General features: G+C 53.9%; 5 protein-coding genes. All 5 read right to left on the bottom strand.

What is annotated here, in order from left to right:
- Position 1 precedes the first annotated feature (1 nt).
- On the bottom strand, positions 2-4,210 hold the full coding sequence (locus H6507_08015; GenBank protein ID MCB9369033.1) for a T9SS type A sorting domain-containing protein: 4,209 nt from the start codon (positions 4,208-4,210) through the stop codon (positions 2-4).
- A gap of 148 nt (positions 4,211-4,358) precedes the next feature.
- Positions 4,359-5,873 carry a T9SS type A sorting domain-containing protein gene (locus tag H6507_08010; GenBank protein MCB9369032.1) on the bottom strand — a complete coding sequence of 505 codons (1,515 nt, stop codon included), beginning with the start codon at positions 5,871-5,873 and terminating at the stop codon, positions 4,359-4,361.
- Between the two features lie 60 nt (positions 5,874-5,933).
- On the bottom strand, positions 5,934-6,929 hold the full coding sequence (locus H6507_08005; protein ID MCB9369031.1) for a PorV/PorQ family protein: 996 nt from the start codon (positions 6,927-6,929) through the stop codon (positions 5,934-5,936).
- A gap of 32 nt (positions 6,930-6,961) precedes the next feature.
- Complete coding sequence (locus H6507_08000; protein MCB9369030.1) at positions 6,962-10,429, bottom strand: hypothetical protein; 3,468 nt, start codon at positions 10,427-10,429, stop codon at positions 6,962-6,964.
- Positions 10,430-13,072: a TonB-dependent receptor gene (locus tag H6507_07995; protein MCB9369029.1), complete on the bottom strand. Its 2,643-nt coding sequence runs from the start codon at positions 13,070-13,072 to the stop codon at positions 10,430-10,432.
- Positions 13,073-13,119 lie beyond the last annotated feature (47 nt).

The raw sequence follows: 13,119 nt of genomic DNA, 5'->3' as shown, positions 1-13,119 counted from the left end.
ACTATTTCATCAACACCAGTTTCTTAGTCCGCGCCACGCCGTCGGCTTGCAGCATCACAAAATAAATTCCGCTCGACACGTTTGAGCCGTCCCACGTAAATGAGTGGAGTCCCGGCAGCATCACGTCGTCGGCCAGTCGCGCCGTTTCGCGACCCAACACGTCAAACACGCGCAAGGTCACATGCGAAGCCTTCGCCAATTCAAACGGCACCGTCACCACCGGATTGAACGGGTTCGGATAGGGAGCCAGCAGCTCAGTGGACTTTGGGACCGCAGGCAGATTCGGCGCATCCGTAGTAATCACGGAATCCGAAATCACCCACACGCGACCCGAGTAAGACGAAAGACTCGTAAAGATCGTCGTCAATTCAGAACCCAACCGTGAGAAGCTCTGCGCGGTCGTAATCTCAGAAACATAATACGTCGAATCCGGATGAATGCCCAAAAGCTCGGCGTCCAGATTCACATTCACAAGCTGCGACGTGGAGCTGAAATTCCCAAGGAAGATCACCGGATCCATGCCTTCGCCGGTGCGCGCGAATGCGTAGCACGGACCCGGCTGATCCGTCGTCAATAAATCAAAATCACCCGTCCGCATCGCAGGCAGCAGTTTGCGCGCGTTGGTCAGACGGTAGTAGTGCTGATACAAATTGTTCGGATCGCTGTTCCAATTGATGGTCCCGCGTTGCGATGATTCACCGATCTCCTGACCTGCATAAAGCATCGGCACACCCGGCAAGCTCAACAGCAGTTCCGATACGAGTTTCGTTTGCGCCGGCGTCTTAATCGAGATATAGCGCGCTTCATCGTGGTTCTCCATAAACCGGAACGGATTCTTGTACTCCGGCCACGGGAACCCGTAGTTCGTAATCAAATCCGTCAGGTTTGTGAAATTCGGTATCGACGGGAACATGTTCGAAAATCCAGCCGAGCCTTCGTGATGCAAAGCCCAGTCGTACGCCATGTCGAACCGGTCGTTCAAAATCGTGAAGTCGGAGGCCGACGCTTCGGCCAACAGGAAACACTCAGGCTTAATCTTCTTCAATTCGCGCCGCCAATCCACCCAGAATTGCGGCGTGCGCTGAAGCGGTCCCCAAGCCACGTCGCAGCGGTAGCCGTCAACGTCAAACTCCTCAATCCAGTATTTGCACATATCAATGTAGTAGCGCGCAGTTTCCGGATTATCCAAATTGATATTTGGCAATGACGACCAATCGTAATAGTAGGTGTAGTTTCCGCTGCCGTCACGGTCGTACCAATCCCAGTAAAAGGAGTTGCGTCCGTAGCGAATCGCGTCCTGCATGAATGGATGACCGATGCCCGTATGGTTGATCACCATATCCAGAACCACGCGAATACCGTTCGCGTGCGCCGCTTCGACAAGCTCGCGCAAATCTTCCTTCGTGCCGTAGTCCTGTTCGATCTCGTAGTAATTCGTGATTTCGTAGCCGTGGTCAGACGGTCCTTCGAAAATCGGCATCATCCAAATCGTGTTGACGCCCAGTTCGGCGATGTGTCCCATCTGCGCGGTGACGCCGTCGAGATCGCCGTCTTGCGAAAATGAGCGCACGAAAATTTCATATACGATGGCGTTGTCCACCCAATCGGCGCACTGGTTGTTCAAGAACGCGCTTTCTCCGTCCGCATTCACCCGCACAAAGGTCCGTGCGCGCGTCGTATTCTCTTCCGTATCCGTCACCTCGAGGTCAAAGTAATACTCGCCGTAGGTCGCCGGAATCGGGAACGACACGACGCTGTTCGTCGGATCGCCGAGAGTCACGACTTCCGGATTGTTCGGATCGACAATCCAATTGTAGGTTAAAGGATCACCTTGGGGATCGTTTGAGCTCGTGCCGTTGAGCTGAATCGAAGCGCCGCCGATGTTGACGACAATCACCGGATTCGGCGCATGGTCGACGATCAGCGGGAAGTTCATCTGCGCGCTGCGTCCGGTATCCGAATTAACGTCCCGCGCAAACAGCGAGAACAAATTGTCGCCTTCGGTCAAGGTCACAGCCAACGAGAAACTGTCACCCGTCATCGAGACCGGATGCATCACGTCGTTCTGCATCAGCCACGCGCTCGTGAGCGGCAGCACGGACGTGACTCGTCCCTTGATTGTTTTGCTCGCCACGCGCGTCGGAGCGCCGCGTGTCAATATCTGACAAAGCGGTCCCGGATGCGCGACGCCCGGTCCGATGTCATCCGGATCGATCGAAGCCAACCCGCGGCCCGGTGCGTCAAACGTCGTGCGCCGCGTCAAGCCGTAGTTTTTCGAATTCTTGAACTGCACGTCGTTCGCCATGAAGAAAATAGCGTCGTAAAAATCGGGATCGCCTTCCTCGTCGCTTCCCCCGTCCGCCGCGCTGACTTCGTGCACGTAGCCTTCAGCCGCGCTCGCCGCCTTCACGCTCACGCAGGTGAATTTCCATGCCGTTTGGTAGTTCCCGAGTGCCGCTTCCAAATCATGCACAGCCACAAAACAATCAAACGCCGAATTCGCAGCGTCCACCGTAATCGGGAAAGACTCTTCGCCAATCAAACCGTAGTGAATCCGGTTGTGCACCGCCGGATCAAAATTCGCACTGGACGGCGACAGCAAAGGAATAATCACGCCGCTGGAAGCGAGCCCTGCGACTTCGTACTCCGCGTCCATTCCGTCTATCGCGCCGTAACTGCCTTCTTCGTTGGTGATCGTGATGATCGCCATCGTATTTTCCGTCAGCGCGTCGTAAAACCGCGGGCGAATTTCCAGCGAGTCACCGTCGGCGAACGCGTAGATGCCGAAATCGCGCAAGTCGAGTGATTCTGTGGTCGTGTAGTTCATATCCGCGCGACCGTCGACCGCAAGATACCCGTCACCTTCAACAAATCCGTATTCCAAAAAGCGCGTTCTCGTGCGTCCCGCGCTGTCGGTGAGCATAATCATCACTTGCGCCAAAATCGCGTCCGTCGGAAGCGGAATCGAAAGCTCGCCGGTGGATGCGTTGTACGTCGCACCCGGATCCTGACTGTTCACGCGCACAAACGGCGTACCGTCGATACCCGGTCCCAAGTCTCCTCCGCGCACTTTGCACGTGATTGTCTGCTCCGTGCCAAGGTCGAACACCATGTTTTCGCCCGGCGCAATATTATATACTTGAGGCAGCGAATCCATCTCAACCGTCAATAGAGAGTTGTTGAATCCTCCCGGTGCATTGCGAGGATTATCCGGATCGATCTGCCAGTTGTTTCCGTTGATAACAAACTTATATTCTACGTCCCCTACCGGAATCGCCACTTCACCCCAGCGATTGCCGTATGGATCGATATTCGTCAGCGGAGTTGCCGACGTGCTCCATCCATTAAATGTTCCCGCCAAATTCACGCTGTTTACCGTTCCGCTGTATTGCGAAAACGCCGAGCGCGGATCAAATCTAAAAATTACGTGAGTCGTCGGTATGACCGGCGGTTCATCCATATAAATATTCCAGTTTTGGCCGCTATTGCTGTCCCAATTTGTACCGTCTGTAGTCGCATAGTGAATTGAATAAATCGAATCCAAGGTCGGTATCGTGACGCTGAACACGCCGCCGCCTTGACTGACCATAGGAGTGCGGCAAACCGATCCCTGCTGCACCGTTCCAGCGGGCCACATCACTTGCGGCGGAAGGTGCCAGTTTCCATGGCCGGTCTCATTGATTCCCCAATGCAGGATCACACTCGTTAAGTTGTTAGGCAGCGCACCCGCCACCACGTCGTAATAAACCGTCACGTCATCACCCGGTTCGGGATTTTCCGGCGTCCACCAAGAAACCGTTCCCGAAGACAGGAAAGTCAGCGACCAATCATTTCCCGAGTTGTTGTCCCAGTTACTCCCGCGGTCCGTGAACACGAATCCGATCATTTCAATATCGGTCGTGAAGTCGATCGTCACTGACCAAACTTGATTGCCGTCGTTGGTCATCGGGCTTTGCAGGGCGACGCCATCCGTATGAAGCACGGATCCCTGTGGCCAAATGGACGCGGGCGGAGTGCTCCAGCTTCCATTTGCGTCGCGAATTCCCCAATGCATCCAAACTTGAGTTCCGGCATCCGGCAGAGTGCCTGCGATGGCGTCGTAGTAGAACGTCACGACGTCACCTTGTCGCGGAGAGGCCGGTTCCCACCATGCCGTTTGCGCGTAGAGCGAAGTTGCGAAAGTCAAAAGCAAAACGGCTATTCTAATCATACTGGGTCACCTCTTAAGGGCAGGGCGGGGCGCAAACTTTCATCTGCGCCCCGTCCCGTGTTGAACTTCAAACTCTTCCTACTCTTATGTGCAACGCTTTAGTTCTTCAAACCATGCGTCCGCACATTGGGTCCAGCGTTTACGCTGGTTACTTCAGAAGCAACATTTTGCGGGTTGCTGAGAACGCACCGCTCTCAAGCTGGTAGAAATACACACCGCTTGCCAAATCGCTGCCGTTAAAGGACATCGTGTGGCGTCCGGCTTCCATGCGGCCCATGTCGATGGTCGCGGTAGTGCGGCCCAACACGTCGAACACCTTCAGCGACGTGATATTCGCTTGCGTCAGCGTGAAGCTGATCGTCGTCGTCGGGTTGAACGGATTCGGGTAGTTCTGCGCCAGCGAGAATTCGCTGATCACCGGAATCTGCGGATCATCTACGTCGGAAATCGTGCACGGCCACTGCGCAAAAAGAGTGTCCGTTGAGCCCCAGCAATCAATGTCAAAACGATAAGTGGGGTTAGTGTCGTCAATTTGACGATAGTGGTTGTAGGATGCACCGCTGCGCGCTTCGACGTCGTACTGGTTTGCACCGAACTTGTATTCAACCAAGCGAGAAGACCCCGACGGGAAAGTAATCGTCACCGAATAAACGTCGTCACCCGCAGTTTCGTCTCCGTTTAGGCCGTCGTCGTGAAGGAAGTACTCAGGCGCGATGTTTGCCCAGCCCCAAGTCAACGGCGGCGAACCACCGGCCACTTGAATATCTTCAACGGTAAAAACGGTATCCGTTTGGGTTTGAACGTCAACTACATATCCATCGTCGCTAAGTCGACCGAGCAACGGCGTAATTTCCACTTGGAACGTGACAGCAACGTCTTGAAGAATGATGTCGTCAGCCGTGATGTTGGAGTAATACACAAGTTCTGGGTTGATTTCGCCATATCCGTTTCCGCTGGGCGGCGGCAGGTTGTCTGGCTCATTGCCCGTCGGTGTAAAGCTGCGATTGCTCGGAAGCGACTCCCATCCATTGTTGTCGTTCGGATCGCTGTTGTAGTTGATCTTGAACTTGTACTCGACTGCGGCATTAATCGGGAGACTATTGAATTGTATGCGGCGCGAGTAGATTCCCGGATTTTCTGTTTCCTCCGTCAGTACCACTGCACCACCCCACTGACCAAGGCTGTCATGTGCGCCGCGAATCACGATCTGGTCAAACTCCGGATCGAAATTACCCGACAGCAACTGCACTTGCATGTTGACACGGAAGGTTACTTCCACGTCCGCACTTTCTGACGACTCGATGTTATTGAAGTAAACCACATCGAGAACTTGTGTATCGCCGGCGACATTGGCTGTGCGGTTGTCCACGGATTCCCACACGTCTTCTGCCGGATGCACAATCACATACTTGAATTCAATCGAGCTTGCGGTGATGTCCACGTCTGTCTTATAGATTCCGTCAACCAAATCCAACGTGTTGGCATTGCCTGCCCAACCATTGAAATCTCCACGCACAACCACGTCGTCATTGTCCGGATCGAAATTGCCCAGATCAACCTGGACGCTCATATTAATCTGGAAAGTGACCGTAGTCGCCCATGCTTGCGCGATGCTGAAAGTCAAAATCGCAATCAGCAGCGCGATAGTTCTAAACCGAAACATTTTAAGGTCCTCCTTGACCATGATATTGAAAATATCGCTTACAAAATGTGCGAATGTCTGTTAGTAGCTAATCCCCAAAGAATACTTATAAATTGCGTCAAAACGGCCGAAGTCTTCGTAAGCAGCGTCCAATACGAAGATCGGGCCGCCGCGAGTTTTCAATCTGACTCCAAAGCCTAAGGTAAGCCCTTCTTCCGAGTCCCGTAAGAAAAGCGATTTGTATCCGGAACGGAAGAAGAACTGCTCGCGGAAAGCGTATTCCGCTCCGACGTTGACCGATTCGTCGTTGTCGTTAGGATGCAATGCTTCCGCTGCCACGGACACGCGGTGGTCTTCTTTCTGAAAGGCTTCCATTGCCAATCCGAACCGCATCACCAGCGGGAGCGGCCACTTATCCGTTGCCAAATCGGCCAGCACGCTCGCGTTGTTGCCTTCGCGGGTTTGATCTACGTCATATAGGCGAGTCAGATCGCGTCCCGTCATTTGCATTTTGCCGCCGAAATTCGAAATCGCCACGCCGATCCGCATGCCGTTTAGATCCGTTCGATACATGCTGCCCAGATCGATAGCCATCGTCGAGGCCGTTTCGTGCCAGATCCACTCGTGAATATATTTGCCCGAAAGACCCAGCTTGAAACGGTCGGTGAATTGCTTGCCGTAGGTAAGTTGCAAGGCCATCGAACCCGCGCTGTAATAGTATCCCGCGCCGTCCTGTTCGTCTTGCTTGGTGGTCGTGACTTCCTGATCCGGCATCGTCAAAAGCGTAATCTGTGCGCCGATAGCGTCGTCGTGTTCGAGCGGCAATACCGCGCCGATGACGTCGAAGCGCAAGTCCGTCAGCCAATCCGTGTGCACCAGCGAGGCCTCGAACTTGTCGATCCCCGCAATGCCGGAAGGATTCCAAAACAGCGCAGTGGCGTCGTCCGCCATTGCCGTGAAGGCTCCGCCCATTCCCACGGCGCGAGCGCCGACCGCAATATTCAAAAACGGAGCGGCGGTTGATCCGACTTTACTGACTGCGAACAACGGAGAAGACACAAATAAACTTAAAGTCATTGCGCCAGCGCAAAGCCAGCTTAACAATCTGTTCACTTGATCACCGCAAACCTTCCCGTCTTCTCGCCGTACGGTGAGTCAACATGATACAGATAAACGCCGTAAGCCACGTTCAGTCCGTCCCTTGTGCGTAAATTCCAGTTTTCGGTTCCGTCGTCGATGCTTGCGTTGTGTTCCAGCACGTCCACCAGCTCTCCCTTGACCGTATAGATCCGGATCGTACATCGGTCCGGCAAGTGATTGAATGTGAGCCGTCGTTCACCGCGTCCTTCGTTAAATGGATTCGAAGGTTCCTGCACGTTTGCGGCCACATACGGGTTGGGATAAACGTTAATCCTGTCTAACTCAATACCGGCCCGGTCAATGCGCGCACCGCGAGTGTCATAAGCAAACACGTCCTGGCCGCTGAAGGGCTGATACAGATGTAAGTTCAAGACGTCTCCGTCGCTTGGTCGTATCGAATCTCCGCTCGCAATACGTTTTCTGAACGAAGTCGTCCATGTAAGGGACGTATCGCTCAAAAATCCCACAAACTCTCCGTCGTCGACGATTCCATTTTGGCTGCTGGCGAGTTCGTGAAAAACGAAGGGAACGTATTCGTTCGAATTGAGATCTCTTACTCTGAAATTCACGGGCGTGGCCGGGTAAACAACCAAATCGAACCAATTGAAGTACGCAGATGTATCCACGACTCCATCATACCATTCAATTGCAAAATCGCCGGGCACAGCTTTACCTAACAGAAAGCCATCATAAAGATTTGCGAGCCCAAAGTTGAATTCATAGAGCCCACGCGACGTATCCGCCCAGCCGGATGCCTGTCGAATCAACGTAACCTTTATGGGCGACAGCATAAACGCTTGTTGTCCGTCAAACAGATCCGTGCCCGCCACTCCGAAATATTGTGCCGGGTCGTACGATCCGGGGGGCAGGTTGTACAACGAATCATAGTAGCTCGCAAATCGCGCGGCTTGCGGCGAAAGATTCTCTTGAACTGACAACAATTGATTACGAACAAGCGTGTCAGACACGCCGTCACCAGTCCGCACAACATTGTATGTGACTTGTGATGTGTCTGTCGCTTGGTCGAACACGAATCTATAATTTCGGCCGTCAGCGACAAGTCCCGGGTCGATGGTTTGAATTGCGATCGTTCCGGTCGCAACACCGCTGACATGCTCTATCATGCTAAACTCAGGTTCAACATAGCCGTTCGCCGGTGCGCGCGGCGTCACATATGTCGTATTGATGTCGAGTGTGATGTTGCCGCCCGCGTCAACGACGATCGTCTTGCTGTTCTCGGCGGGCAGGATTTCCTTCTCGACGTCACCGCGGTCGTAGGCCACAACTGCATAATAGTACCGCTGTCCGTTTTCAACCGTCGTGTCCGTCCACGCGTGCTGCAAACCGGTATCGTTGCCAAGGAAGTAAATCACCGAGTTGCGAATCACCGGAAAGAACCCGGCATTGCCGTTGTCGAGGTCGAACTGCGCGATCGGCTGGTGAAATACCTTGCGGCCCAATCCGTCCGTAATCGTGAACACTTCGTTGAAACCCGGATCGGTCGCGCGGTAGATCTTGTAGCCTTCGAAGTCCATACCCGTCACCGGATCGAACGACGCTTCGGCGATGTCGTCCCAATACAAAGTCACCCGTCCGTCACCCGGCACAGCCCAAATCGTCGGCTTGTCCGGCGGACGAGCAAAGTTGTAATTCTCGTTGTAAATCTGCTGTACGGTTATCTTGTTGTCCGTGATGTCCAACAAGTCCTGACCGTAAGCCAGCGCCATCGAGAAGCGTTCCGTCTGACCCGGTCGCAGCGGGAAGTATCCCGAACCGTAAATAAAGTCGCCGTCCTGCGGCTCATTGGAAACGACGTCGAATCGTCCCGGCACCATGCGGTCCCACAACGCTTGATCGTCACGCATGCGCACCGCGCCCGGTGGTGAAAAATAGTCAAAAGAAGTCAAACCGATTTGATCCGATTCATCAACGTCCGTCTTGTCGAAATGCGGCTCGCCGTTGGTCGGCCGTCCGTCGCCTTCACCCGCGTCACCCGTCAGCGCAACGCCGTCCGCGCCCACGTCGTCCGTCAACGGATCCCAGTCACCGTCGTTGTCAATTCCGTCGTCGCGAGCTTCGTCCAACAGCGGATCATTCAATCCGCGGCCCGTGATGTAGTCGATATACGCGAGGTCCTGGTGGTCAATTCGCTCGTCGATCAAACCGTTCAAGTTGTCGTCAATCCCGTTGCCGCCGTTCTCGACCAATTGTTCGCCCGGCATGACGGTTACTTGTCGGTCACGAATCATGTAGGTAAGTGGACCGCTCGTCGGAAACGTCGTAACCGTGCGCTCATAAGTGTCGTAGTCAATCAAAACCAATTGCTGTCCCGGTCCATACGAACGCGGTTGCAGGAATTGACCGAGCACGTCACCCGTCAAATGCGGACTGCTTGGATCGCGGCTGTCACCGTCATTGTCGATACCGTCCACCGGATTGCCCGGAGATTCCAAGAACGCATAGCCGACATAACCGACGTTATTCGTTTCCGATACAGGCACCCAACCCGGCGAACCTTGATCGTCACTGTCAAAACTGTACGTGATGTCGTTTTCCAAATCGAAGTATGCGAGATCGTCTTCCGAATCTTGCCGTCCGCCTGAAAGCGTTCCCACCACCATACCGAACGCCACCTTATCATAAGTGTGGGTACTGATATTGGTGATTTCATACAGCCAGAAAATCACGTCCTGCGCCAAGAAATGCGACCACTGCAATCCGCGCACGGACACACGCAAACCCAAACCGCGGCGTGCCGTATCGTCAGCGCTCGGATAGTAATAGTAGACATTTCCCGAGCTGTCCGTACGTTGAAACCACTCCATATCCGCTTGGTCGTCCATTTGGAAATAACTTTCCTGATCGGCGTTCGAAACGTTTTTGCCGAAATAGCCGTTCCAAGACCGCGGCCAACCCGGATCGGTTTCATCCCGCACCCACGCGACGTCATTTGAAAGCGAGTCCGTGATGTTCTTGTCCGGCCAAACCGAAGGCCAAGTATTAGGCTGGTTGCTCATCGCCACCAGCGGATCTTCTCCCACGACTGGCGGAGCCGCAAAGCCTTTCAGCGGCTCAAATCCCCAAAAGGCGCCGCCACCGGGAGGGCCGTCCGGATTGCTGCGCGGGCCGTCCGACGTGCAAACGGAGCGCAGTGTATCACCCGAAGGATGGATGAACTCGACTCCTACCAGCGGCGAAACATCGCCGACGTATTCGTCTCCCGTGCCGATCGGCCATTCACCGGAAATTTCTCCGATGTTGCCGACCAAGCCGTAATTGTAGAAAGTAGTGCGCACGAGGTTGCCGCTCATCACGTTCTTCGCGCGGTACAGCGGATTACCCCTGTAGTTTAGCATGGAGTCGGCTTGCCCGAAAGCCGTCGCCGTAAACAAAAATGTCCATGCCGTAAGCAGAAAATATTTCAAGAATTTCATCATTTAGAACTCGTAGCTCACGCCAAGTTTGACCAGTCGCGGTCGTGAGTATTTCGACGGATCGGGATAAACTTCGGCCAGCGTGTTGATCGACGGAACTTCCACGGCCTCGTTCTCGACAATCGTGTAGCCTGCGCGGCCGGTATCGTCGTAGACGCCGTCTTCATTCTTAATATCGAGAACATTTTGAACGGTCGCCGTCAACAGAAGTTTGTTCTTTCCGACCGGGAACGATTTGAACAAGTTCAAATCAAGATTGTAATAGTCCGGACGGCGTCCGTCGTTTTCAAATCCAGTACGAATGCCATCATCCGTCGGCGAATAGGGAAGACCGCTGCCGTATTTTCCAAGCAGCGTCGCGCCGTAACCTCTCTGTCCCGGCTTCGCATAAGTCAAACTCGCGTTCAGCGTATGACGGCGGTCCCAGTCCAGCGGCACAAGCTGCTGTTCCGGTTCGCGCGGGTTGCTGCCTTTAAGATCGTTGTAAGCCGACTGCGGGTCGCTGGCGTTGCCTTCCGCGATCTGATAGGTGTAATCCACGAACGCGCTGAAATTATTCGCCATTCGCTTATCCAGCGACAACGTAATACCCTTCACTTCGCCGAAACTGCGGTTCACATACTGCGCGTATTTCGTACCCGCGGAATACGTCTCGACGATTCGATCCGTCGCCACGAGACTGCGAATATCGCGGAAGAACAGCGATGTCGAGATCGAAACGTCTTCGTGAATCTGCTGCTGGAATCCGAATTCGTAGGAAACAGTCTCTTCCATATCCAAATCGGGATTCCCCATCACGGTATTCAACCCTACGCCCGATTCCAGCTCGAATTCCGGATTAGCGTACATACGTTCGAACGTCGGACGTTGTACGAAGTGGCCGTAAGCGAAGTGGAACACACCTTGATCCGACATCGGGTAAGCAATACCCAGTCGCGGCGAGACACGGTACTTGGCGTCGACTTTCTTATACCAATAGGAGAGCCGCTCTTCCAAAGTCTGTGCGGCACGCTCCGGAAGCAGCGGAATGTAAACGTTCGGATCTTTCGGGTCGGCAGGTACTCGTCCGTCCGGATTGAAATAGTCGAATCTCAAACCAAAGTTCACGATCAGCGACGGCAATTCGAACTTGTCCTGCGCGTACAAAGCGAACTCATAAGGATTGTTCGTATACTTGTCGTGCGACGGGCTGCTGATGTCCTGAATAATGGGTTTGAAAAACTCTGTTCCCGTAGCATCTTCCGGCACGATGTTGATATCTTCGTAGAATACTTCGTGCAGCTTGACATCAAAGCCCATCTTCAACAAATGCAGCTTGCTGGCCTGATAAGACAGATCGCCCGTTCCCTGATTCGTGTTCGTCCAGCGGTTGAATCGTGCCAGATCCGTTCCCGCGACATTCAGAGTGTACGGCGGGTTGACGTCTTGATATTCCGGATGCAAGTAGCGCGGATCGTCGTAGTTTTCGTACAGGAAGTGATGGTATTTGCTGAACGTGTTCGTCAATGCCAAATCGTAGAACATCGACGCGTTGAGTGCGTGGTTCATCCTCAAAACGTTCGTCCGCCCGTCGCGGTACCGGCGCAATATCCCGTCCGGTACGTACTTCCAGTCGTGCGAATAATCCTTATAATTGCGCGCGCTGTAGAACGTCGAGTAATTGAGCTTGATCTGGTCCGTCAGCGGATAAGTCAATTTCAAGTTTCCCCAGCGTTCCAGATTGTAATTCATCGAGGCGTACGTGTTGTCGCCGTCGCGCAAAATGTAGGTCGAGTCGTAGTTGTTCGGATAATACACGTTCCAGCGGCGTTGGCCGTACAGCCAACCGTCATCGTCCAAATAACGGAAGCTCCCGTAAAACGAGAGCTTCTTGACAAGTGGAACGGGACCGTAAAGCGTGACGTTGTAATCCTGGATATCCAGCGGCGACACGTGGTCGATGTTCATCCAAGTATTGTCGTGCGACGAGACATAGTCGCCGAACTCGGACTTCGCCGTGCCGTGGAAATCTTTGGCGCCTTCTTTCGTAATAATGTTCACGACGCCCGACATCGCCTGGCCGTACTCGGCGTTAAACGTTCCGCTGATGACTTGCAGCTCCTGCACGACTCCGTTGTCGACCTGCGTACCCTGACTGTTGTCGTACGCGTCCGTCACGGAAATGCCGTCCACGAGATACATCACTTCGCTCGAGCGTCCTCCGCGGAAGTGACCGTCCACGACGCCTGCCTGAATCTCAACTACCTGACTCAAATTTGTAACCGGCAAGGCTTCGATATCCGAGCTTCCCACGGTTGATGTGGCAAACGTCCGGTCCGCTTCAATCAGCTTCCGTTCGGCAGTCACCACGACTTCTCCGGTCGAAATGGCTTCCACACCCAATACGAAATCTGCATTTGAAGTCTGGTCAGTGATCACTCGCAGGCCCTGCAGCACCTTGGGAGCATATCCCAGTGCATTCACCTTGAGTGTCACATTGCCCGGTGGAACATTTAGGATAAAATATTCCCCATTTATGTCCGCAGCCGCACCAAGGCTTGTCCCTTCAATAATAACTGCGGCCCCAATCACGGGATCGCCGCTTTCAGCGTCGGTGACCCTCCCCGCGATCTTCCCCGTCGTACCAGCAAAAACAGCCGAGCACATGACTACAAATAGCCACAGCCCGGCCGTTCCACCTCGGAAACTCCGAT

The sequence above is a fragment of the Calditrichota bacterium genome (genome assembly GCA_020637445.1).
Classification (GTDB): Bacteria; Electryoneota; RPQS01; order RPQS01; family RPQS01; genus JABWCQ01.
The sequence above is the reverse complement of the archived record's forward strand: the minus strand, read 5'-3'. Positions and strand labels throughout refer to the sequence as shown.